Genomic DNA, 22,969 nt, shown 5'->3' with positions numbered 1-22,969 from the left:
AGCCGCGCCGCACAGCCCGAGAAAGGGTGACGGCCGTGACGGCACTCCCCACCGAAACACGTACGCCCCGGACGGCCACCCGCCGCGGCCGGCGCGCCGGGGCCCCGTACTCGTTCCTCGCGCCCGCCCTGATCCTCTTCGTGGCGTTCTTCGCCGCACCGATCGGCTACGCCGCCTACCTGAGCCTGCGCCGGGTCAAGGTCAGCGGACTCGGGCTCGGTGCCGGGGCGCGCACCGAGGTGTGGGCCGGGATGAGCAACTACGCCCGCTCGCTGACCGACCCGGACTTCCTGCCCAGCGTCTACCGGATCGGCGCGTACGGCCTGATCGTGGTCCCCACCATGCTCGGTCTCGCGCTGCTGATGGCCCTGCTGCTGGACGCCGGCCGCACCCGGGTCGGCACCTTCTCCCGTACGGCGATCTTCCTGCCGTACGCCGTACCCGCGGTGGTCGGCTCCTTGCTCTGGGGTTTTCTCTATCTTCCCCGGGTCAGCCCGTTCACCGACGTGGTGCAGATGTTCGGCGTCGAGCCCCCGGACGTGCTGACCGGTTCGTGGGTGCTGTGGGCGGTCGCCAACATCGCGGTCTGGGGCGGCACCGGATTCAACATGATCGTCATCTACACCGCGCTGCGGGCGATCCCGACCGACCTGTTCGAGGCAGCCCGCCTCGACGGCGCGAGTGACAAGCAGATCGCCTGGCGCATCAAGATCCCGATCGTGCTGCCCAGCCTGATCATGACGTTCGTCTTCTCGCTGATCGCGACGCTGCAGGTCTTCGCCGAGCCGATGACGCTGAAGCCGCTGAGCAACACCATCTCCAGCACCTGGACGCCACTGATGAAGGTCTACCGGGACGCCTTCGTCCGCAACGACATCTACTCCGCCGCGGCCACCTCGGTGGTCATCGCGGTCGCCACCTTCGCCGTGTCCTTCGGGTTCCTCAAGCTCGTCGGGAACCGGGCCTTCAACCAGGAGGACTGACCATGACCGTCTCGACTGCCCTCCCGGCGGTGCCGGTCACCGCCGCCCTTCCGGACAAGAAGAACCGCCGGGGCAACCGCAAGAACAGCACCCTGGCCACCGTCCTGTTGCTGCTCGGCGCCGTGTACTGCCTGTTCCCGGTGCTCTGGGTGCTGATCGCCTCGACCAAGAGCTCCGGCGAGCTGTTCTCCACGTTCACCCTGGCGCCCAGCACCCACCTGTTCGACAACATCGGCGACCTGTTCGCCTACCGGAACGGCCTGTACTGGCGCTGGATGGCCAACACCGCCCTGTACGCCGGGGTCGGCGCGGCCGTCTCCACCCTGGTCTCGGCGATGTCCGGCTTCGCGCTGGCCAAGTACGACTTCCCGGGCAAGAGGTTCGTGTTCAACGTGATCCTGGCCGGCGTGCTGGTGCCGGGCGTCATCCTGGCCATCCCGCAGTACCTGCTGCTGGCCAAGGTCGGGCTGACCAACACGTACTGGTCGGTGCTGCTGCCCAGCATGATCTCCCCGTACGGGATCTATCTGTCCCGGATCTTCGCGGCCGCGACCGTTCCGACCGAGGTGCTGGAGGCGGCCCGGATCGACGGCGCCGGCGACTGGCGCACCTTCGGCCGGGTGGTGCTGCCGATGATGAAGTCCGGCCTGGTCACGGTCTTCCTCTTCCAGTTCGTGGCGATCTGGAACAACTTCATGCTGCCGTACATCATGCTCGGCGACGACCATCTCTACCCGCTGACCGTGGGCCTCTCCGGCCTGCTGAACCAGGGTGCGAACCAGCCGTCGATGTACATCACGGTGGTCACCGGGGCACTCATCTCGATCATCCCGCTGGTGGCGCTCTTCCTGGGCCTGCAACGGTACTGGCGAGTGGATCTCGGCGCGGGCGCGGTGAAGGCGTGATGGCGCAGTCTATAGTCCCGAACGTGCGAAAGCGGCCCACCATCCGCGACGTGGCGCGCGAGGCCGGGGTCTCCTACGCCACCGTCTCCCGGGTTCTGAACGGCCGGGAATGGGTCAGCCCCGAAGCCGTCCGCACCGTGCGGGAGGCCATCGCCCGGACCGGTTACACGGCGAACCCGCACGCCCGCTCGCTGGCCACCGGCAAGTCCGGGTCGATCGCGTTCCTGCTCACCGAGCCGCAGCACCTGCTCTTCGAGGACCCCAACTTCTCGGTGCTGCTGCGCGGGGTCGCCCAGGCCCTCTCCGACCGGGAACTGACGCTGATCCTGATGATCGCGTCGACCCCGGAGGAGCGGAACCGCACCACCGCCTACCTGTCCGGCGGGCACGTCGACGGGGTGCTGCTGGTGTCGCCGCACTCCGGTGACCCGCTGCTCAGCCACCTGGTGCAGGCCGAGGTGCCGATCGTCGCGTGCGGCCGGGTCCTCGGCTACGAGCAGCAGATCAGCTCGGTGATGGCCGACGACCGCTCCGGCGGCCGCTCGGCCGTCGAGCATCTGATCTCGAAAGGCTGCACGCGGATCGCCACGATCACCGGACCGCAGGACATGGTCGGCGGCGTCGACCGGCTCCAGGGCTACACCGATGCCCTGTTCGCGCACGGCCTGCCGGTCGAGCCGGCCCGGATCGTGCCCGGTGACTGGGGCCGGGCCAGCGGCGCCGCCGCCATGCGGCAACTCCTCGACCAGGCCCCCGACCTGGACGCGGTGTTCGCCGCCTCGGACGCGATGGCCGCCGGCGCGCTGCCGGTGCTGCGCGAGGCCGGTAAGGACGTGCCCGGCGACGTGCGGGTGGTCGGCTTCGACGACTCGGGTCTGGCGGCCACGCTCGACCCGTCCCTCACCACGGTCCGGCATCCCCTGGACCGGATCAGCGAAGAGATGGTCCGTCTCCTCACGGACGTCATCAACGGGCGTACGCCCCTCTCGATCACCGTGCCCACCACGCTGGTGATCCGGGACTCGTCGCCCGCCTGAGTTCCGGCGGAGCCACCGACCGCCGGTTTCCCCCGTTTCTTCGAACGAAGGAGCGTCATGAAACCGTCCCTGAGAGCCGTCGCAGCAGCGCTCGTCCTCGCGCTGCCGCTCGCGCTCGCTACCCCCGCCCACGCGGCGAACACCCTCACCATGCTCGGTGCGGACGTGTCCTCGCTGCAACGCAGCCTCGACCTCGGCGCGAAGTACTACAACAAGGCCGGTACGGCCGCCGACCCGTACGACATCCTGAAGTCGGCCGGGGCCAACTACATGCGGCTGCGCATCTGGAACAACCCGGCCAGCGGCTACAACAACAAGGCCAAGGTTCTGCAACAGGCGAAGGCGATCAAGGCCAAGGGTCTGAAGCTGCTGATCGACTTCCACTACTCGGACACCTGGGCCGACCCCGGCAAGCAGTACCCGCCGGCCGCCTGGGCGTCGCACTCGCTGTCGCAGCTGGGCACCGATGTCTACAACTACACCTACGACGTGTGCACCGCGCTGAAGGCGCAGGGCACCACGCCGGACAGCGTGCAGATCGGCAACGAGATCAACGTCGGCATGCTGTGGCCCAAGGGCCAGGTGACCAGCAGCAACTTCGCCCCGCTGGCCGGCCTGCTCAAGCAGGGCTACAACGCGACGAAGGCCTGCAACAGCTCGACCCAGGTGTGGATCCACACCGCCGACGCGGACAGCGACGCGAACGCCCGCTGGTTCTACGACGGCATCAAGGCCCAGGGCGTCGTCTGGGACGTGACCGCCCTGTCCTACTACTGCATGTGGCACGGCACGCTGGCGAACCTCTACAACGTCATCGCCGACGTGAAGTCCCGTTACGGCAAGCCGGTGGTGATCGCCGAGACGGCGTACCAGTTCACCACCGCCAACGCCGACAGCCAGTCCAACTCGATCCCCGGCACCGTGCTCTGCGACGGCCAGCCGGCGAGCTGGGCCGGCCAGGCGACACAGTTCACCTACGTGCAGAACACCGCACGCAACGCCGGCGCGGTGGGCGTCTTCTACTGGGAGCCCACCTGGTATGCGATCAAGGGCAACGGCTGGGACCCGGCCAACATCAACGGTACGGGTGACGGCTGGGACAACATGGCCACGTTCGACTGGACCGGCCACGTGAACCCGAACCTGGTCTGGACGCCTTAAACCCGGGAAGGGCTGGGCGATCGCCGTCAATGACGAGGCCCCGGTTTTTCGACGCCGTGGGGTTTGCGGTGTTGGAAAACCGGGGCCTCGTCATTGGCCTCAAGGGCGATCGCTCCCGCGGAGCGAAGCGGAGCCGGTCAACTCAGCGTGATTCTTGTCGCCGGGCCCTTTGAGGTGTCCCGCTTCACGGCATAATCACGCTGATCAGGGCGCTCTATGTAGTGAAAGACGGGAGCCAAAATGCATCGTGTGGTTGTCATCGGAGCCGGGTTCGGCGGACTCTTCGCGATCAAATCTCTGAAGAACGCCCCGGTCGACATCACCCTGATCAACGGTACGGCGTACCACCTCTTCCAGCCCCTGCTCTACCAGGTGGCCACCGGCATCCTCAGCGAGGGCGAGATCGCGCCGCCGATCCGCGAGGTGCTCAAACGGCAGAAGAACGTGGACGTACGCCTCGGCTGGGCCCGCGAGATCGACACCGACAACAAGGTCGTCAAGGTCTCCGGCCCCGGCATCGACTACGAGGTCGAGTACGACACGCTGATCGTCGCGGCCGGCGCCACCCAGTCCTACTTCGGCAACGACAGCTACGCCGACCACGCCCCCGGCATGAAGAACATCGACGACGCCCTGGAGCTGCGCGCGCGGATCTTCGGCGCCTTCGAGATCGCCGACCTGCACACCGACCCGGAAGACATCGACCGCTGGCTCACCTTCGTGGTGGTCGGCGCCGGCCCGACCGGCACCGAGATGGCCGGTCAGATCGCCGAGCTGGCCCACCGCACCCTGCCCGGCCAGTACAAGCACATCGACCCCCGCAAGGCCAGAATCATCCTGGTCGACGCGGTGGGCGCGGTGCTGAACACCTTCGGCGACCACCTGTCCACGCGAGCGCTGCGCCAGCTGCACCTGCTGGGCGTGGAGGTGGAGCTGAACACCAAGGTGGTCGGCGTCGACGCCACCGGCATCGAGGTGGAGACCGAACGGGGCCACGAGCGCATCGGCTCGATGACCAAGGTCTGGGCGGCCGGCGTGGCCGCTCCCCCGCTGGCCCGCAAACTGGCCGAGAAGACCGGGGCGAAAGCCGACCGGGCCGGCCGGATCTTCGTCGAGAAGGACCTGACGGTCCCCGGCCACCCCGAGATCTTCGTGCTCGGCGACCTGATGAACCTCAACGACGAGCACGGCCAGCAGCTGCCCGGCGTGGCCCAGGTGGCCATCCAGGGCGGCCGGTACGCCGCCGGAGCCATCAAGAACCGCCTGGAGGGCAAGCCCGCCCCCAAGCCGTTCAAGTACTTCGACAAGGGCAGCCTGGCGACCATCTCCCGCTTCTCGGCGGTGGCCAGCATCGGCAAGCTGCGCCTGGACGGTTTCCCCGCGTGGCTGATCTGGGTGGCGGTGCACCTGCTCTACCTGGTCGGCTTCAAGAACCGGGTGACCGCGGTGATGCACTGGGCGGTCAGCTTCCTGGGCCGAGGCCGCTCGGAGCGAGTGGCGACGGTCCAGCAGGCGTTCGCCCGCCGAGCCATCGAGGAGTACGGCGACCCGTTCGAGCGCACCCGCCTGGAGGCGATAGTCCGCAAGGACTAGCGGCCGGCAAGGGCGGAGTCCAGCTCCTCGAACAGCGAACCCGGCACCGAGCCTCCGGCCAGCAGCTCCCCATAGCGCCGGCCGTGGGCCCAGGCGGCAGCAAGGGCCCCGGCCAGCGCTTCCGGCGAGGCCACCGCCGTGACCTGCCGGAGGGCAACCACGACGTCCTCCGGCAGATCCACCTCAGCACGGCGCGACGCCGGGCCATCCACAGCAGGTGCCGCTGCACGTGCGCCAACGTGTCGACCGCGCGCATGAACTCCCCGCCCGAACTCGTTGACGACCGAGTGCCGGACCGTGCCGACCTCACCCAGCCAGGCAAGCGCGTCCACCCGCGGCCAAAGGTGGAGAGTTCGCGCCCGCTCCGAACGCAAACTCTCCAAGATCGGCGCAAGGCCGGGCTCCGGGGCAGCGCCCCGAAAGGCTCATGGCCGCTCGATATCCTCCATGGACGGCTCAACCAGAACGTGCCCGATCGGCCGGTGCGTAACGCCACCCCAGGCCCGCCCCGGCAACCGATCAAACCCGGGCGCCGGATCAGCAAGGGCCTGCTGCACAGCCCCCAGCAACCGCCCGGCCTCCTCAGCCTGGTTCGAATACCAGGCGGTAGACCAGATCCGGTGCATATGCCACCCGAGCTCCCGCAACTCCTGCTCCCGCAACCGATCCCGATCACGGGCGGCGGCAACCTTCCGATATCCGGGCCCGTCGAATTCGATCCCGACGGCATACACCTCATCCGGGTGCTCCGGGTGCAACACTCCAAGGTCGATCCAATGGCCGGCGGCACCGATCTGACGCCGTACCTCGAAGCCCCAGCCTTTGATCGTGGAAAGCACCGACTCCTCGAACGAGGTCATGCCTTCCCGATCGGTGACCTCCTTGCCCAGCGTGGCGGCGTCCCGCTCGGCGTACTCCAGGAACGCCTTGAGGTGCCGAATGCTCTCGTTCCCCATATCCGGCACGTCGGAGGCGTGGATGGAGGAGACGACCTCGATCCGCTGCCGGGCCCGGGTGATGGCCACATTGAGGCGCCGCCACCCCCTGGGCCGATTCAACACCCCGAAATTCGTACTGATCTTGTCGGTGTCGTCGTATCCGTAACCGACCGACAGGATGATCACGTCCCGGACGTCGCCCTGCACCGCTTCGAGGCTCTTCACGAAGAACCCGTTGAGCCGGTCGGAGTCGTCGAGCAGATGCTCGAGGTCCGGGCGCTCGGAGATCATCCGCTGCACGGCGAGGTCGACCGCGTCGGCCTGCGCCACCGACAGCGTCACCACCCCCAGCGACCGCCCCGGCCGATGGGTGAAGTGGTGCAGGACCCGCGCCGCGACCGCGTCCGCCTCGATCGGATTGTCCGAGGTGGTGAGGCGGTGATAGATGCCGTCGACGTGATAGAGCTGCACACCGTGGTCGGGCTCCCGGGCGTAGGCGCGCGGCAGGCTGACCAGCCGCCCCGAGTAATAGGCGAGATTGGCGAAGGCGAACAGTGCCTCGTGCCGGCTGCGGTGGTGCCAGTCCAGCGACAGGACCGGGAAGGTCTCCTTGGCCAGATCGAAGATCGACGGGAAGTCGACCACGTCGTCCTCGATCTTGTCGTAGAAGGTGGTCGGCGGCAGTTGCCGCTCGTCCCCCACGACGATCAGCGCATCCCCGCGGTACACGCAGTTGATCGCGTCGGCGGTGGTCACCTGGGACGCCTCGTCGATGATCACGACGTCGAACTCGATCTCCGGGGGCAGCAGCCGGCTCACCGCGAGCGGTGACATCAGCAGGCACGGCTTGAGCGCCTGCACGGCGTGCCGGGCCTGGGCGATCAGGTCGCGGACGGCGAGGTGCCCGGTGCGTTTGCTGCCTTCGCGGCGGATCAGCGCGGGTTCGCCGGCGTTGGCCGCGGACGGGCGGCGCGCTTCGACGGCGTACACGATGTCGGCGAGCGCGCCCCCGTTGAGTTCCTGGTCGAGCAGCCTGAAGGCCTCGACGAGGTGGACCCGTTCCTCGGCGCCGGCCGGTTGCAGGCCCTCGTCGTCACGCAGGATGGCGTCGACCCAGCCCCGGTAGAGCGCCTTCTCCAGCACCGGCCAGATCTCGTCGGGCGGGATGTGGTGGTCGGCGCAGTATTCGAGGGCCTCGCCGAGGCCGAACGCGAGGATCACGTCCCGGGCGTCGGAGTGGACGAACCACTCCTGCTGCCCTTCGGTGTCGTGCAGCAGTTGGAGGAGCAGGTCCCGGGCGCTGTCGTAGTCGCCGAGGTGGGTGGTCAGCTCGATCCGCCGGTCCGGTCCGAACGCGCTCAGCACCTGATCGCGGGCCGCGTCCCAGCCGGCCACCGCGGCGGACAGCCCTTCGCTGGGGGTCGCCTCGGCGAGCGCGTGCGCCTGCTCGGCGGTGAGCCCGGCGTCGTGCCCGGTGTGGATGCGGCGGGCCTCGGCGGTCCAGGCGACGATCTGGTTCATCAGCTCGTCGTTGGTCTTGGTGCCCCGGTAGATCGAGCCCAGCACGGAGGCGTGCGGGCCGGCGTTGCTCCAGATGGCGGCCTCGGCGTCGACGGCGGCCTGCCGCTGCTCGGCGATCTCGACGGCCTCGGCGAGGGTGATGTCGCCGCGCCCGGTGGGCCCGCCGTAGGCGCGCAGCATCTCGGCGGCGGCCCGCAGCGGGCCGACGTGCGCGCGCAGCCAGGTGACCGCGTCCTGCACGGCGCCCTCGCCCAGTTCGGGCCGCGGGGCCCGGGCCGGTGGTTCACGCAGCGTGGTGCGGAACCGGGCGAACTCCTCGCTGGCCTCGCTGACGATGCGCAGCAGCGCGCCGTTCGGCCGGGGTGCGGTGACGTGCACGACGACCGCGGCGAGGGCCTCGGCCGGCGTCTCCCGGATCACCTCGTCGGCGTTGTGCAGCGCCTCCTGGATCGCGGCGAAGTCGGTGTCGAGACCTTCCCAGTGCCGGCCGAGGATCGCGGCGTGCTCGTCGGTGAGTTCGTCCAGTTCGTCCAGGGCCGCCTTCCAGGCCGCGGCGTCCTCGACGTTGGCGACCGCGTCCTCCGGCTTGACCTCGGGCAGAGCCGCGTCGATGGCCGCCTTCTTGTCGCGCCGGTAGGTGCGCAGCAGCTTGCGGGGGCCGCGCCGGTTGGTCAGCCGGTCGGCCATCTCCTCGATCGGCTCGTTGAGCACGCCCTCGTCGAAGTGCCGGCGGGCGGTCTGCTCGGCCGCGTTGACCGCCTCGACGGCCCGGCGCAGGGCGCGTACGGCGGCGTGCGCGGCGGCCATGCCGCCCTCGGCGAACCAGGCGGCCTCCGGCTTGTTCTCCCGGTTGATCAACTCGGCGATCTTGATGACCCGGGCCGAGTCGGGGAAGGTGACCACGTTGGGCAGGCCGAGCCGGGCGGTGACCCGGTCGAGGCTCTCCTGCCGGGTCTCCAGCCGGTCGGCCTCCTCGGCGAACTTGTTGGCCAGGTGCTCGGCCTGGGCCGCGTTCAGCGGGTGCAGGTCGATCGCCTCGGGCGTCAGCGCCAGGCCGGGCACGGCGGTGAGTTCGGCCGCCGACGGCAGCTCGGCCCACGGGATGCCGCCGTAGCGCAGCGCGGCCAGGTGCTTGGTGAGCTCCTCGGCGGCCTGCTGGACGGGCTGCAGGCTGGAGGCGATCAGCCACTCCTCCATGATCACGCCGGGCCGGCGGCCGGCGTGCCCGGCGAGCGCGGCGAGGGTGCTCGCGCCGGCCGGTTCGTGCAGGTCGAACGCGTCGGCCAGGGCCGCGTTGGCGATCACCGTCTCGGCCAGCGCGCGCAGGGCGCCCATGGCCGTGCGCAGCGTGATCTCCAGCGGTTCCCGCTCGATCGCGTCCCGCCACAGGTAGCTCTCGCTGCGCAGCCGGCCGAGCCGGCCGACCGCTTCGCGGATCTGCTCCAGGGCGTCCGGCGTGAGTTCCCCGGGGATCTCGGTGGGCACCGGCGCGGCGGCCACGTCCTGCAGGGTGGCGCACACCCCGATGATCTCGTGCAGGGTCCGGCCGAGCGGCGGCCGCACGCGATTGAGGCTTTCCGCGTACGCGGTGAGCCGTTCCCTCCGTTCGCGCACCGCGCGCCGGTCGATCGGGTCCATCGCGGCCAGCGGCACCGGGTCGGTGTCGAGCGCCTCGACCAGGGTCGCGGCCACTTCCCGCCGCCCGGTCAGGTCGCTGTGCAGCGGCAGCAGATAGTTGCCGAGCCCGGCCTCGTCGAGGCGCCGGTGCACGGTGTCCAGCGCGGCCGCCTTCTCCGAGACGACGAGAACGCGTTTGCCGGCGTGCAGCAGGCAGCCGACCATGTTCGCGATCGTCTGGGACTTGCCGCTGCCGGGCGGCCCGTCGAGCACGAAGCTGTGCCCGGCCGTAGCGGCGGCGATGCAGGCCCGCTGGGAGGCGTCCGCGTCGAGCAGCAACGGCACGTCCTCGGCCGGCGCGACCTCGTCGATCCGCTCGAGGTCGACCGGGTCGAAGGCGAACCGCCGCTCGGCGTCCCGGGTGGCCAGGGCACGCACGATCGGGTGCTCGGCGATGTGCGGTTCGCTCTCCAGCAGGTCGGCGTGGATCGACTCGCGGTTCACGCCGAAGGTGGAGAGGATCACCGTCTCGTCGGCGTACCAGCCCGGCCGCTCGCCGATGGCCACGTCGATGTGCGCCCACAGCACGGTGACGTCGAGCTCGCCGAGCGCCTTGACCTCGGGCAGCTCGATGCCCTGCGGATCCATCCGCAGGGCGAGGGCCGGGTTGACGATCGGGTCCTCGTTGCGGGCCCGCAGCAGCGGTCCGGCCGGGTCGATCTCCACCGGGATCAGCAGGATCGGGCTCTGGTGCGGGGTGTTGCGCTCGTCGGTCCAGTGCATCATGCCGAGCGCGAGGTAGAGCGAGCAGACGCCCCGGTCGAGCAGTTCCTGCCGGGAGCGCCGGTAGAAGCGGTGCAGCAGCGCACCGAGGTCGTGCTCGGCCAGCTCGGTCTTGAGCACCGGGCGGCCCGGGTCCTCGTCGCCGCCGGGGAAGCCGAACGCGCCCTCCTCCTGGAGCACCTTGAGGATGCCCTTGGGGGACGGCCCGGTGATCTCCACGGCGTCCGAGGGCGTTCGGCCGAAGTTGAGCAGGCGGTTGGCATCCGTGAGGTCGACGAGTCCCGAGCGCCACGTTTCGAGCGCAGCTCTGACCTCGCCGTCGGGTTGCTCGCTCAGTTCCGCTGCATCATCCGGCCGCATCCCCCAATTGCAGCAAGTCGGACGGCTGTCACGCTGGCGATTCGCCCGCTTCCATCGGATATTCGCCAGATTTCCGGCGAGTCGGGAGGAAGCGGGCGAAACACCGATCAGCCGGCGGCGACCTTCTCGCCCTCCGCGGGGGCCGGTGCACGACGCTCCAGCGCCGCCCCCTCGACGTCCAGCTCGGGCAGCCCGGCCAGCCACTTCGGCAGCCACCAGGCGGCCCGGCCGATCAGCGCGAGCGCGGCCGGGATGGCGATCATCCGGACCACCAGCGCGTCGAACAGGATGCCGATGGCCAGGGCGAACGCGATCGGCTTGATCGTGTCGTTGCCCTGCGGGACGAAGCCGGCGAAGACCGAGAACATGATCGTGGCGGCCGCGACCACCACCGGGGCGGCCTGCCGGAAGCCGGTCACCACGGCCTGCCGCGGTTCGGCGCCGTGGGCGTGCGCCTCGTGCATCCGCGACACCAGGAACACCATGTAGTCCATCGCCAGGCCGAACAGGATGCCGACGATGATGATCGGCGACAGGCTCAGCAGCGGCCCGTTGACCTTGGCGTTGACCACCACGTCCAGCCAGCCCCACTGGAAGACCGCGACCGTGGCGCCGAAAGCGGCACCGACCGTGAGCAGGAAGCCGAGCACGCCGGCCACCGGCACCAGGACCGAGCGGAAGACCAGGACGAGCAGCAGGAACGCGAGGCCGACCACGAGCACCAGGTAGATCGGCAGGGCCTGGTCGAGCTTCTGGGACACGTCGATGCTGATGGCGGTCTGCCCGGTCACGTACACCTTGGCGTCGGGTCCGTCGTTGATCTTGTCGCGAATGGCGTGGACCAGGTCGACGGTCGCGGTGTCGTCCGGCCCGGTCTTCGGGATGATCGTGATCAGCGCCGCCGAGCCGTTCGCGTCCGGCCGCGGCGCGGTCGCGACCAGCACCCCGGGCAGGGCGCTGACCTGCTGCTGCACCGTGGCGGCGTAGGAGGTCGAGCCGGACCCGTCGACCAGCACCAGCAGCGGGCCGGCGAAACCGGGGCCGAACCGCTCGGCGATGATCGTGTCGGCCTTCTCCTGGGTGCTGCCCGGGACCTCCTTGAGGATCAGCGAGGTCTGCATCCGGGTGACCGGGATGGCGATCACCGCGAGCGCGGCCACCGCGATGACCAGGCTGGCCCAGCGCCTGGTGGTGACGAGGCCGGCCCAGCCCTTGAAGAAGCCGCGACCGCTCTCGTCCTCGTGCACCTCGACCGGCGGGGCGTTACGCAGCTTCTTGGGCAGCGCCCGGTGGCCGATGAAGCCCAGGATGGCCGGGACCAGGGTGATCGCGACGAGCACGGCGATGACGATGGTGGCCGCGGCGGCCAGACCCATCTCGGTGAGGAACGGGATGCCGGCCACCGAGAGGCCGGCCAGGGCGATCACCACGGTCAGGCCGGCCGTCACGACCGCCGAGCCGGCGGTGCCGACCGCCATCGCCGCCGCCTCGGACACCGGCAGGCCGCGCCGCAGCTCCTGGCGGAACCGGGTGATGATGAACAGTGCGTAGTCGATGCCGACCGCGAGGCCGAGCATGATCGCCAGGATCGAGGTGGTCGACTGGAGCTCGACGAAGCCGGTCAGGGTGAAGATGCCGGCCGCACCGATACCCACGCCGACGATCGAGGTCAGCAGGTTCATCCCGGCCGCGACCAGCGAGCCGTAGGTCAGAGCCAGCACCAGCAGGGCGACCACCACGCCGAGACCCTCGGCCGGGCCGCCGACGTCGGCACCGGACTCCTTGGACGCCTCGCCCCGCACCTCGACCGTCAGCTGACCGGCCCGGGCCTGGTCGACCGCGGCGAGCAGCGCCTCCCGCTCCTCGACGGTGATCTCCGAGCCCTGCACGCCGTAGGTGACCGTGCTGTACGCCGCCGACTGGTCCTGCGAGACCACCGGCTGCTTCGGGTCGAGCGGGTTGCTGGCCGAGACCACGCCGGGCAACTTGCCCAGCGCCGCGACGGTCTGCGCGATTCCGGCCGCGTTCTGCTCGCTGGTGACCTTGTCACCGGCCGGCGCGGCGAAGACGACCTGCGCCGTGGCCCCGGCCGAGGCGTCGCCGAAGCGTTGCTTCATCAGATCGAGCGCGGTGGTGGACTCCTGGCCCGGGATCGAGAACGTGTTGACGGTCGGCCCGGACAGGGTCGCCGCGCCGACGCCGACCGCGACCAGCGCCACCAGCCAGGCGATGGTCACGATGAGCCGGTGCCGGACGGCACCCAGTCCGAGGCGGTGCAGCAGGGTTGCCATGAGGGGAGTCCCTATTTTTTCGGGCGCTCGTGACCGAGCGCGTCGTAGCTGACCTCGACGATGTCCGCGAGGGCGGCGGGGGTGAGCTTGTCGTGCATGGCCACGGTGGTCACGGCGAGCGCGCCCAGCGCACCGACGATCCGCACCAGGCGTGGCAGGTCGTGCTCGGCGACACAGTCCGGGTCGGCGACACCGAAGGCGGCGAAGACCGCGGCACCGGTCTCCTGCAGCGCCTCGCCGTCCGGGGCGCTCATCAGCCCGCTGAGCAGCAGCGCGACCGCTCCGGGGCGCTCCATGGCGAGCCGGGCGACGCCGGTGATGACGATGCGGTCCCGGTCGGCACCGATCGGCAGGCCCTCGGCCTCGGCGGCGATCAGGCGCAGGTCGACGAGGGCCCGCTCGATCACCGCGGCCTGCAGCGCCTCCTTGGTCGGGAAGCGGTGCAGGAGGCCGGTTTTCGAATAGCCGACCGCGTCGGCCACGCGCTGGATGGACGTCTCCTTGAACCCGTGCCGGGCGAACAGCGCGGCGGCGGTCTCCAGGATCTCGTCCTCGATCTGCTGCTTCGTCTGGCGCGGCATGCGGCCAGCCTAGACCGGGATGGACCAATCCGGTCGGGAACCGACCGTGGTGGTCCTCACACGAAATTCGGGGGAACCCCTGAGCGATTCTCGGGGTCCGGCGTCCCTTTTGTGGGTCTTGGGACGGCGCCGAGTCGTCAATCCGATCATTGCGCGCCGTCCACGGATCCGGGCGCAGCCGGGGTCCGTCCCCGATGTTCCCAGCTCCCGCACTCCCTAACTTCAGCTTCGACACAGAAAACAGGGGGTCGGGGAAAATGGGAAAGCGGCCGATGACGGTACGCATGGCGCGCTGGAGCGCCGAGCACCCGTGGCGAGCGATCGCACTCTGGGTGGTTTTCGTGGCGGTGTGCTTCGTCGGCGGCAACGTGGCCGGCACCCGCGAGGCAACGGCGTCCGACGACGCCATCGGCGAGGCCGGCCGGGCCTACGTCATGATCGAGGACGGCAAGTTCGCCGACGAACCGGCCGTCGACAACATCCTGATCACCGCGCGCTCCGGCTCGCTGGACGCCAAGGCCGCGCAAGCCGCGGCCGCCGACGCCACCGCCCGCCTGGGTTCCGTGACCGGCGTCGCGTCCGTCGGCAAGCCGATCCCGGCCACCGACGGCACCGCGCTGCTCGTGCCGATCACCATGTCCGGCGACCCGGACACCGCCTCCGACCGGGTGTCGCCGCTGCTCGACACGACCGCCGAGGTGCAGGCGGCACATCCCGGGCTGCGCATCGAGGAGGTCGGCGGCCCGTCCATCGGCAAGGCCCTCGACGACACGCTCGGCGACGACTTCCAGAAGGCCGAGATCCTCAGCCTGCCGGTCACCCTGCTCATCCTGATCATCGCGTTCGGCGCGCTCATCGCGGCCGGCGTGCCGCTGCTGCTCGCGCTCTCCTCGGTCGCCGCCGCGATGGGCCTCTCCACCCTCGCCTCGCACCTGGTGCCGATGGGCGATGCCACCAGCAGCGTGATCCTGCTGATCGGCATGGCCGTCGGCGTCGACTACTCCCTGTTCTACGTGCGCCGGGAACGCGAGGAACGGGCGCTCGGCCGCAACCACGTGGACGCCGTGGAGATCGCCGCCGAGACCTCCGGGCACGCCGTCGTGGTCTCCGGCACCGCGGTGATCATCGCGATGGCCGGCCTGTTCCTGGCCGGCGACTCCACCTTCTCCTCGCTCGCCACCGGTTCGATCCTGGTCGTCGCGGTGGCCGTGATCGGCTCGCTCACCGTGCTGCCGGCCCTCCTCGCGAAGCTCGGCCGCTGGGTGGACCGCCCGCGGGTGCCGTTCCTCTGGCGGCTCACCGCCAAGCGCGGCGGCGAGTCCGGCAAGGTCTGGCGCAAGATCCTCAGCCCGGCGCTGAAGCGCCCGGCGGCCACCCTTCTGGTCAGTGTGCTCGCCCTTCTCGCGCTCGCCGCGCCCGCGCTCGGGATGAAACTCAAATTCCCGGGTACGGAGGACCTGCCCCGCACCACACCGGCGATGCAGGCCTACGACCGGCTGACCGCCGCGTACCCCAGCAACGGCACCACCCACCTCGTCGTCGTGCAGGCACCCGCCGATCGGGCCGCCGAGGTGAAGGCGGCGCTGACCGGGCTCGCCCAGCGCACCCAGACCGACCCGCTGTTCGCGAAGCTGGAGGCGGACGGCCCGCAGATCGACGTCTCGGCCGACGGCACGGTGTCGGTGCTCGACATCGCCACGCCGTTCTCCACCCGCAGCGACGAGGCCGCCGACAGCCTGCACGAGCTGCGGCAGACCCTGGTGCCGGCCGCTCTGGGCGGTATCGCGGGCGCGAAGTACGCGGTCGGTGGCGGGGTCGCGGACAGCGAGGACTACGCCGCGCACGTCTGGAAGACCCTGCCGATCGTGGCCGGCTTCGTGCTGATCCTGACGTTCCTGGTGATGGCGTGGACGTTCCGCTCGGTCGTGGTGGCGCTCACCTCGATCGCGCTGAACCTGCTCTCCGCCGGCGCCGCGTACGGCCTGCTGGTCCTGGTCTTCCAGGGTGACTGGGCGGAGGGTCTGCTCGGCTTCACCTCGATGGGCGCGATCGTCAGCTGGCTGCCGCTGTTCCTGTTCGTGGTCCTGTTCGGCCTGTCGATGGACTACCACGTCTTCGTGGTCAGCCGGATCCGCGAGGCGGTGAGCCGGGGCCTGCCCAACCGGGAGGCGGTCGCCGAGGGCATCACCGGCTCGGCCGGCACGGTCAGCAGCGCCGCCATCGTGATGGTCGCGGTCTTCTCGATCTTCGCGACGCTCAGCACGATCGACATGAAGCAGCTGGGCATCGGCCTGGCCGCGGCGATCCTGCTGGACGCCACGATCATCCGGGCCGTGGTGCTGCCCTCGCTGATGACCCTGCTGGGCCCGGCGAACTGGTGGGCGCCACGCTTCATGCGGCCCCGGCGGCCTCCGGTCGTCTCGGACGAGCCGCAGCCGGAGCTGATCGGCGTCTGATCCGCACCCGTGGCGGACCGCTCCCCTGTGGAGCGGTCCGCCCGTTTTTTGTAGTCTTTGTCAGCTGCTACCGCTGTTACCTTCCGGTAACGTAACCGGAACAAGAGACAGGCTCACGTCGATCGAGGGCGGCCCCCGTATGCCCCTGGAATCCTCTCTCAACGGCACGGTGGCGGCCCTCGTGCAGGAGCTGGCGACCGACGCCGACCTGGTCGACGACGTCGTCGCGCACGCCCGGGAACACTTCCCCGAGGTGGCCCGGCTGCCCTGGACCGAGAGCCGCCGGCACGTGGCCGCTCTGCTGTCCGCGGGCTTCACCGCGTTCGCGCGGGCGATGGCCGAGGGCGACTTCGGTCCCGACCTCGACTTCAGCGAGGCCAGCCGGTTCGGCGCCGAGCGAGCCGCGCTGGGCGTGCCGGTGGCCGGCCTGCTGGCCGGCGTGCACGGCGGCCGCAGCCGCCTGCTGGAGATCGCGATCAACCGCGGGCGCGAGGCCGGCATTCCGTACGACGAGCTGCTCCAGGCCCTGCTGAAACTGGACCGGTACGGCACCGAGCTGGAACGCCACGTGATGGACGGCTACCGCTCGGCCGAGCGTGACCTCAACCGGGACGACCGCACCGCCCGCATCCGGGTGCTGCGCCGCCTGCTGCTGGACGACGACGGTGGCCCGGCCGCCCCCGAGGAGGACCCGGCCCGGTTCGGCCTGCACCACGGCGGCGCCTACCACTGCGTGGTCTCCGACGTGGCCGACCCGACCCGGGTGCGCGCCCTCGAACAGGCCTTCGCCCGCTGCGGCGGGGTGCTGGCCCCGGTCGGCGGCCGGCTCAGCGGGCTGACCCCGAGGCTGCCCGGCGGCCGCGCCCTCGACCCGGCCGTCCTCGTGGTGACCACCCCGCCGGTCACCCTCGACCAGGCCCGTTCCGCCTACAGGCTGGGCCGCACCGCCCTGCACGCGGCCCGCTTCCGGGAGTCCACCGGCATCTGCGACGTGGTGGAACTGGCCGGCGAGACGGCCCTGGCCGCCCAGCCCATGCTCGCCGGGTTCCTCAGCGACGGCCTGCTCGGTGCTCTCTCCCCCACCGAGGACTTCCACCGCGAGCTGGTCGCGACCGCCCTGGCCTACCTGGACCACGGCCAGCGCCTCGACCTGACGGCCGGCGCCCTGCACCTGCACCCCAACACCGTCCGCTACCGGCTGCGCCGGCTGCAGGACCTGACCGGTTTCGGCACTCCGGCCGAGGGCCTGCCGGTGCTGGAGACGGTCCGCTGGTGGTGGGCGCTGAGCTCGTGGTCCCACCGCCCCACCGAGCAGACGTCCTGACCCCTGGTCCCTTTTCTGCGGTCGGCAGACGCGATGAGCGGTTCGGCGGCGATGCCGGCGCCTAGCGTGAGGGCATGGGGATCGAGGACGTGCGGACGGCCGGCGAGCTCGTCGGGCGGCTGACCGGGCAGCTGCGCCGCATCATGCCGCCCGGGGCGCGGCGGGAACGCCTCGTCGACGCGCTGGACTCGACGTTCGCCGGCGACCGGGCTCCGGTCGACGCCGCCGCGTGCCGGGCGATCGAGGCCGTCGCCCGGCGGCACTCCCGGCACCTCGAACTGCACCTGGAGCCGTGCGGCGTCGCGGTGGGCGGCGCACCGGACGACGAGATGCCCGGCTGGCCGCCACCCGACCCGGTCGCGATCGCCCGCCGGTCCGGCGGCATCGGCGCGGTGCGGCACCTCGACCACGGGGACTGCCTGATCACGCTGAACTCGCTCGAAGCGCTCGGCTCGGCCCGCCCCTACCTGGACGCGGCGGCCACCCTGGCCCGAGCCGCCGACCGGGTGATCCTGGACCTGCGGGCCAACCGCGGCGGCGACCCGGCCACCGCCGCCGCCGTGGCCGGGTGGCTGCTCGGCGACACCTCCCGGCAGCTGTCGGTGGTGCTCTACCCCGGCCACCGCCGCCAGTGGTGGACGCCCGAGCTGGCCTGCGGCACCGCCTTCACCGGGGAGGTGACCGTGCTGATCAGCCGGCACACCTACTCGTCGGCCGAGGCGCTCGCCTACCACCTGGCCGTCCGCGACCGGGCCACGCTGATCGGCGAGACCACCCGGGGCGCCGCCGACCATGTCACCCCCGTACGGCTGGCGAAGCAGGTCCTTGCTCTTCTGCCGGAGGCCGAGGTGCGGGACATCGAGACCGGCGGCAACTGGGAGGGCGTGGGTGTGGTGCCGCACGTTCCCTATCCCGCCGAGAACGCCCTGCACCGGGCCCTCACCGACCTCCAACCGGCCTAGCTGGAACGCCGGAGGATTCGCGGCTCGCCGGGAAGCGGCGACAGCGACGGCACGCTGGGGGTGACCGACGGCCGGGCGCGCGAACCGCGACCGGCCGGGTTTCCGCAGCCCTTGCGCGCGGCGCGCTCGAAGGCGTCCCGGCCCACCGCGGCAAGCGTGCCCTTACGGCTGCTGACCAGCACCTCGCCCGGCTCGAGCCGCGCCAGGTCGTCGACCGTGAAGTCGACGAAGATCGCGTGCCGGAAGCTGAGCCCGCCCAGTGAGTACCGCCGGCCCGCCTCCAGGCTGGTCAGCTGCTCCTCGTCGACGTCCCAGGGTGCGGCCGGCCGACCGAACAGCGGCAGCTCGACCGCCTTGCCCGGCTCGGCGTCCGAGGTGGTGAAACCCCAGCCCGGCGCGGGCGGATCGGCGTCGTTGACGCTGACGGTGGCGAACTCGGAACAGGGCAGGAAAAGAATGACCGGCTTGCCGTCGGGCATGGCCATCCCCGCGATCGGCTCGTTCGCCGGGCTGCACGCACTGAGCAGCCCCACGAACGGCACCAGGACCATGATCAAACGGAACAGACGCATGATCACACCCTGTTCCACAGTGGTCACCCGCCCGCCGCGATCGGGACACGATCGGGTCCCGATCGCGCTACCGGATGACTCCGTACTTCCGGCAGAGTTCCTGGTAGGGACCGGTGCACAGCTGGCTCGCCTCGACGAAACCGTCCGCCACCACGTCCTTGACCTCACCCGCGGTGATCGGCAGCGACACCAGTCCGTTGAACGGGATCTCCAGGTTGGTCTCCGGGTCCCGGACCTTCGCGCCGACCGGCGGCTTCTGTCCGCGCACCAGTTGAACGGCGATGTTGGCGGCCGTCTGGGCCTCCAGCTTGGTGCGCTTGTACACGGTCATGCACTGATCGCCGGTGAGGACGTTGCGCAGTCCCTCGACGGTCGCGTTCTGCCCGGTGACCGGAACCTTGCCGTTGCGGCCGAGCCCGCGCAGCACCCCGATGGCGGCGGCCGCGATGCCGTCGTCGGCGGCCAGCACCCCGTCGATCCGCGGCTGCTGCCCGATCATCTGCGTGAAGATGTCCTTGGCCTGCGCCGGAGCCCAGCCGGGAACGTACTGCGACGGCCCCTTGGTGTACTCCGCGTTGGCGTACTTGGCCTCCAGCACGAGCTCGTGGCCGGCCGTCAACTGCGCGGCGTTGTTGTCGGCCGGCGCCCCGTTGAGCTCGGCTACCAGCGGATTGGCCGGAGCCTTCTGGGCCAGGCACTTGATCATCGCGTAGCCCTGCATCCGCCCGATCTCTTCCGGATCGAAGCCGACCAGGTAGTCGGCACCCCCGCCGACGGTGAGCCGGTCGTAGTCGATGACCGTCACCTTCTCCCGCCGCGCACCGGCGATCAGGGCCTTTCCACCGGCCGAGTCCGGGCTTGTGACGATCAGCACCTTGACGCCTTGCCGAATCATCTCCTCGCCGACGTCGACGAATTCCGATCCATCGACCGCCACATGCTGAACCTCGGCGGAAACTCCGGCCGCGCGAAATGCGTCACGAAAATACGTCGGGTCCTGATTCTTCCACCTGGGCGAACTTGTCACATCCGCGAGAATCACCCCGACGCTCACCCCGGAACCGTCGTCAGCAGCGGCTTCGGAGTCATCACCACCGGTGCAGGCGGCCAGAAGCAGGACGGCCGAAGCTGCGGCAATGGTGCGACGAAGTTTCCGGAATGCGGGTGCCCAAATATGGATCAGCATCGCTGCCGAACAGTAATTACTCAACCTCGATGTGTCAACGTGCGTCCACCAAAGGCGTGACCGGCCGCAGTTAACATCACCGATACAAACATAGTTTCCGGTATATCGATCAACAAATGATAAACGTCAGGGCGCCTGGTAGACCTTCACCCAGTCGACGTCCATGACGACCTTGGCCGGGGTCTGCGAGTTACGGCACCCCATGTACTCGTCGCAGCCCTGGTCGAGCTGGATCCCCAGGTGCATGACCGACTCGGTGGGCAGGCCCGTCTTGAGCATGCCGGCCGTCACGTTCCAGATCTTCTTGCCGTCCAGGTAATAGGTGACCCGGTCGGGCAGCCAGTCCACGGCGACGGTGTGCCACTGGGTGAAGTCACCCTTGATGTTCTCTTTGCCGATCTGGTTGTTGTCCGAGCCGTGGTGGATGTAAGCGCCGTACTCCTGGCGGGTCGGGTCGCCCATCTCCATGAAGTCGATCTCGCCGTACGTCGGCCAGTCCTCGTTGTTCTTCGGCCACAACAGGATCACCGGGCCGTAACCGGCACCGGCATCCACCCGGAAGCGGACCTCCCACCGGCCGTACTTGAGGTTCTTGTTGTAGCTCACCCCGGCGCCGACGTCCTTGCCGAGCTTCGAGCTGACGCTGCCGGTGAGGTGCATCATGCCGCCGGAGACGGTGACCTGGTCCTCACTGCGGGGCGGATCGCTGTTCGGCGCGTCGTACCGGCCCCAGGTGCCGGAGAGCGGGCCGTCGAAGTTCTCCACCGCGACCGGGTTGCCCCAGCCGGCCGGGTTCGACGACGTGCCGCTCTCGGTAGTGGCGCCCGGGGGCTTCGTTGCGGGGGTGGTGGTGGTGGTGTACATGGCCGCGCCGAGCTTCTGCACCGACGTGCCGGCGCCCGCACCGGTACCGACGCCGGTGCCGGGGCCGGTCGAGGCGGAGGGTGACGGCGGCAGGCTGCCGGGAACGGTGACGGACGTGCCGGAATCGTTCAGAGCGGCGTCGTCCGCCGATCTCGTTCCACACGCCGCCACGGCGGCACACGCGAGAACAAGCCCCGCGCCGGTCGCAACGACCCTTTTCAGCAAAACCCCTCCATGCGTACGACGGCCGGCCGAACTGTGGCGCGACCGTAGGCGTCCAGGCACGTCAAGCCATCCTTCAGGGCGGACGGCGGAGCGCGCGACGGAGGAACGGCCTGGGATTATGACCCTCCGGCCGAGGTCGATAGCGAAAACCCGACCTATGGCTTGTAGTTTTTGGGCATTTTGTAGATCTTTACCCAGTCAACGTCCATAACTACCTTTTCCGGGGTTTGCTCGTTACGGCACGGGATCCACTTGCGGCAGCCCTGATCGAGCTGGATCGCCAGGTTCATCACCGACTCGTCGGGCAGGCCGGCTTTCAGGTCGCTCGGCACGGCATTGAACACCTGCTTGCCGTCCAGGTAATAGGTGATGCGATCGGGCAGCCAGTCCCCGGAAATGGTGTGGAACTTCGTGAAGTCGGCCTGATAACTGTCGATGCCCACGGTCTCGTTGTCCTTGCCGTGGTGCACGTAACCGCTGGCCGTCTGGCGGGTCGGATTGTTGATCTCGAGAAAGTCGATCTCACCGGCCTCGGGCCAGTCGTCGTTGTTCTTCGGCCACATCAGAATCGCCAGGGCATAACCGGCACCGGCATCCACCCGGAACCGGACCTCGAAGTGCCCGTACTTGTAGTCCTTCAAATACATGACGCCGGCGCCGACGTCCTTGCCGTAAGCCTTGTCGACACCGCCGGTGAGATGCAGCAGGCCGTCGGAGACCGAGATGTTGTTATGGCTGCGGGGCGACTTCTTGGCGTCCGGGGTGTGGTAACGGGCCCAGTTGCTGGACAGCGGCCCGTCGAACTCCTCCACCATGACCGGCTTGCCCCACTTCACCGTCTTGGCGGGCGGCGCACTGCTGGCCGGGCTCTTGGCCCCCGACGACGCGACGCCACTGGGCGTCACGAAGGTGGGGTCGGCGGCGTCGCCTGCCTCATCGGGCCCGCAGGCCGCGACGGCACACGAGAGGGCAAGGCCCAAACCGAGCGCGACAAACCGCTTGAGCAAAACCCCTCCAGGCAGACAAACCGGCCGACATCCGGCGCAATCGCGAATGTGATCCCGCACATCCTGCCACCTACAGAGTGAATGCCGGACCCCGCGAGAGCGAACAGCCCCCACATTAGGCCCTTCCGGCCACGCCCCCAAAAACCCCGCCGAAACGTCATACGCTGCGCAACCACATGATCACCGAGAGACCTCCTCAAATCCCCCAAAAGTCAACCCCCACCCCACCAGCCCCACCCCAACCAACAAATCAAAACCCCATAACCTACAAAACCGAAGATAGAGGAAGAGCAACAAAGCCCCACCCCAAACCAACCCATTGCCGTCGTCGGCTTCACGGTGCTGATGGAGCTTGCGTTCCCAAAGCTGGCGGGATCGGCTCACCCAGATCAAGGCCCTACGCGGCGAGGCCCCGCCGAGGACAAAAGCAACCGCAACGAGGCGAAGCCACCAGCACGGCCACATCCGCGAGGCGGTCGACCAGCCGACCTGAACCGGCACGCGGCCCGACCCGTGTCGGCGCGTCAGGCGGCGCCGCCCGCCGACAAACCACAAGCGGAGCGAAGTCACACCAGGCGAGCGCCAGCCGGAACAAAACGGAGC

Annotated in this window: 16 protein-coding genes; 8 read left to right on the top strand and 8 right to left on the bottom strand. The window is 69.7% G+C overall.

Annotated features, from left to right (window positions below; genetic code table 11):
• The first annotated feature begins 35 nt into the window (after positions 1-35).
• From Ato02nite_RS01595 to Ato02nite_RS01575, 5 genes are all read left to right on the top strand, one after another.
• On the top strand, positions 36-983 hold the full coding sequence (locus Ato02nite_RS01595; RefSeq protein WP_213004504.1) for a carbohydrate ABC transporter permease: 948 nt from the start codon (positions 36-38) through the stop codon (positions 981-983).
• Positions 984-985: 2 nt separating this feature from the next.
• Positions 986-1,888 (top strand): carbohydrate ABC transporter permease, encoded by a 903-nt coding sequence (locus tag Ato02nite_RS01590; protein WP_213004503.1) that lies wholly within the window; start codon positions 986-988, stop codon positions 1,886-1,888.
• Entirely contained in the window at positions 1,888-2,925 is a 1,038-nt protein-coding gene (locus tag Ato02nite_RS01585; RefSeq protein WP_438873004.1) for a LacI family DNA-binding transcriptional regulator, read from the top strand. Before Ato02nite_RS01590 ends, Ato02nite_RS01585 begins: the two co-directional genes overlap by 1 nt.
• Before the next feature lie 57 nt (positions 2,926-2,982).
• The gene (locus tag Ato02nite_RS01580; RefSeq protein ID WP_213004502.1) at positions 2,983-4,086 is read left to right on the top strand and encodes a glycoside hydrolase family 53 protein; all 1,104 of its coding nucleotides are present in this window, start codon (positions 2,983-2,985) and stop codon (positions 4,084-4,086) included.
• A gap of 240 nt (positions 4,087-4,326) precedes the next feature.
• Complete coding sequence (locus Ato02nite_RS01575; protein WP_213004501.1) at positions 4,327-5,679, top strand: NAD(P)/FAD-dependent oxidoreductase; 1,353 nt, start codon at positions 4,327-4,329, stop codon at positions 5,677-5,679.
• On the opposite strand, the gene Ato02nite_RS01570 is transcribed toward Ato02nite_RS01575, so the two are convergent.
• From Ato02nite_RS01570 to Ato02nite_RS01555, 4 genes are all read right to left on the bottom strand, one after another.
• Positions 5,676-5,840, bottom strand: coding sequence for a hypothetical protein (locus tag Ato02nite_RS01570; protein ID WP_213004500.1), 165 nt, complete (start codon positions 5,838-5,840; stop codon positions 5,676-5,678). The two genes, Ato02nite_RS01575 and Ato02nite_RS01570, sit on opposite strands and share 4 nt — an antisense overlap.
• Positions 5,841-6,104: 264 nt before the next feature.
• Positions 6,105-10,898, bottom strand: a complete 4,794-nt coding sequence (locus Ato02nite_RS01565; RefSeq protein WP_213004499.1) for a PDDEXK-like endonuclease domain-containing protein — start codon at positions 10,896-10,898, stop codon at positions 6,105-6,107.
• A gap of 107 nt (positions 10,899-11,005) precedes the next feature.
• Complete coding sequence (locus tag Ato02nite_RS01560) at positions 11,006-13,189, bottom strand: MMPL family transporter (protein WP_213004498.1); 2,184 nt, start codon at positions 13,187-13,189, stop codon at positions 11,006-11,008.
• An 11-nt stretch (positions 13,190-13,200) separates the two neighbouring features.
• A complete protein-coding gene (locus Ato02nite_RS01555) occupies positions 13,201-13,770 on the bottom strand; it encodes a TetR/AcrR family transcriptional regulator (RefSeq protein ID WP_213004497.1) in 570 nt (189 codons plus the stop codon).
• 257 nt (positions 13,771-14,027) lie between these two features.
• On the opposite strand from Ato02nite_RS01555, the gene Ato02nite_RS01550 reads away from it, so the two are divergent.
• The 3 genes from Ato02nite_RS01550 to Ato02nite_RS01540 all read left to right on the top strand — a co-directional run bounded on the left by Ato02nite_RS01550 (position 14,028) and on the right by Ato02nite_RS01540 (position 18,512).
• Complete coding sequence (locus Ato02nite_RS01550) at positions 14,028-16,226, top strand: MMPL family transporter (RefSeq protein WP_213004496.1); 2,199 nt, start codon at positions 14,028-14,030, stop codon at positions 16,224-16,226.
• A gap of 139 nt (positions 16,227-16,365) precedes the next feature.
• The gene (locus tag Ato02nite_RS01545; protein ID WP_213004495.1) at positions 16,366-17,550 is read left to right on the top strand and encodes a PucR family transcriptional regulator; all 1,185 of its coding nucleotides are present in this window, start codon (positions 16,366-16,368) and stop codon (positions 17,548-17,550) included.
• Positions 17,551-17,624: 74 nt separating this feature from the next.
• Entirely contained in the window at positions 17,625-18,512 is an 888-nt protein-coding gene (locus Ato02nite_RS01540) for a S41 family peptidase (protein ID WP_213004494.1), read from the top strand.
• On the opposite strand, the gene Ato02nite_RS01535 is transcribed toward Ato02nite_RS01540, so the two are convergent.
• The 4 genes from Ato02nite_RS01535 to Ato02nite_RS01520 form a co-directional block, all read right to left on the bottom strand.
• Entirely contained in the window at positions 18,509-19,084 is a 576-nt protein-coding gene (locus Ato02nite_RS01535) for a hypothetical protein (protein WP_213004493.1), read from the bottom strand. The two genes, Ato02nite_RS01540 and Ato02nite_RS01535, sit on opposite strands and share 4 nt — an antisense overlap.
• Positions 19,085-19,151: 67 nt before the next feature.
• Positions 19,152-20,270 (bottom strand): sugar ABC transporter substrate-binding protein, encoded by a 1,119-nt coding sequence (locus Ato02nite_RS01530; protein ID WP_213004492.1) that lies wholly within the window; start codon positions 20,268-20,270, stop codon positions 19,152-19,154.
• 126 nt (positions 20,271-20,396) lie between these two features.
• Positions 20,397-21,359 carry a glycoside hydrolase family 16 protein gene (locus Ato02nite_RS01525; RefSeq protein ID WP_213004491.1) on the bottom strand — a complete coding sequence of 321 codons (963 nt, stop codon included), beginning with the start codon at positions 21,357-21,359 and terminating at the stop codon, positions 20,397-20,399.
• A gap of 155 nt (positions 21,360-21,514) precedes the next feature.
• Entirely contained in the window at positions 21,515-22,426 is a 912-nt protein-coding gene (locus tag Ato02nite_RS01520; protein ID WP_213004490.1) for a glycoside hydrolase family 16 protein, read from the bottom strand.
• Positions 22,427-22,969 lie beyond the last annotated feature (543 nt).

This window comes from Paractinoplanes toevensis, from assembly GCF_018332695.1.
Classification (GTDB): Bacteria; Actinomycetota; Actinomycetes; order Mycobacteriales; family Micromonosporaceae; genus Actinoplanes; species Actinoplanes toevensis.
The sequence above is the reverse complement of the archived record's forward strand: the minus strand, read 5'-3'. Positions and strand labels throughout refer to the sequence as shown.

Coding starts and splice junctions, on each gene's coding strand:
- Ato02nite_RS01585 (WP_438873004.1), top strand. CDS start 1,888: ATGGCGCAGTCTATAGTCCCGAACGTGCGAAAGCGGCCCACCATCCGC.
- Ato02nite_RS01550 (WP_213004496.1), top strand. CDS start 14,028: ATGGGAAAGCGGCCGATGACGGTACGCATGGCGCGCTGGAGCGCCGAG.
- Ato02nite_RS01590 (WP_213004503.1), top strand. CDS start 986: ATGACCGTCTCGACTGCCCTCCCGGCGGTGCCGGTCACCGCCGCCCTT.
- Ato02nite_RS01555 (WP_213004497.1), bottom strand. CDS start 13,770: ATGCCGCGCCAGACGAAGCAGCAGATCGAGGACGAGATCCTGGAGACC.
- Ato02nite_RS01530 (WP_213004492.1), bottom strand. CDS start 20,270: ATGCTGATCCATATTTGGGCACCCGCATTCCGGAAACTTCGTCGCACC.
- Ato02nite_RS01575 (WP_213004501.1), top strand. CDS start 4,327: ATGCATCGTGTGGTTGTCATCGGAGCCGGGTTCGGCGGACTCTTCGCG.
- Ato02nite_RS01545 (WP_213004495.1), top strand. CDS start 16,366: ATGCCCCTGGAATCCTCTCTCAACGGCACGGTGGCGGCCCTCGTGCAG.
- Ato02nite_RS01535 (WP_213004493.1), bottom strand. CDS start 19,084: ATGCGTCTGTTCCGTTTGATCATGGTCCTGGTGCCGTTCGTGGGGCTG.
- Ato02nite_RS01565 (WP_213004499.1), bottom strand. CDS start 10,898: ATGCGGCCGGATGATGCAGCGGAACTGAGCGAGCAACCCGACGGCGAG.
- Ato02nite_RS01560 (WP_213004498.1), bottom strand. CDS start 13,189: ATGGCAACCCTGCTGCACCGCCTCGGACTGGGTGCCGTCCGGCACCGG.
- Ato02nite_RS01540 (WP_213004494.1), top strand. CDS start 17,625: ATGGGGATCGAGGACGTGCGGACGGCCGGCGAGCTCGTCGGGCGGCTG.
- Ato02nite_RS01580 (WP_213004502.1), top strand. CDS start 2,983: ATGAAACCGTCCCTGAGAGCCGTCGCAGCAGCGCTCGTCCTCGCGCTG.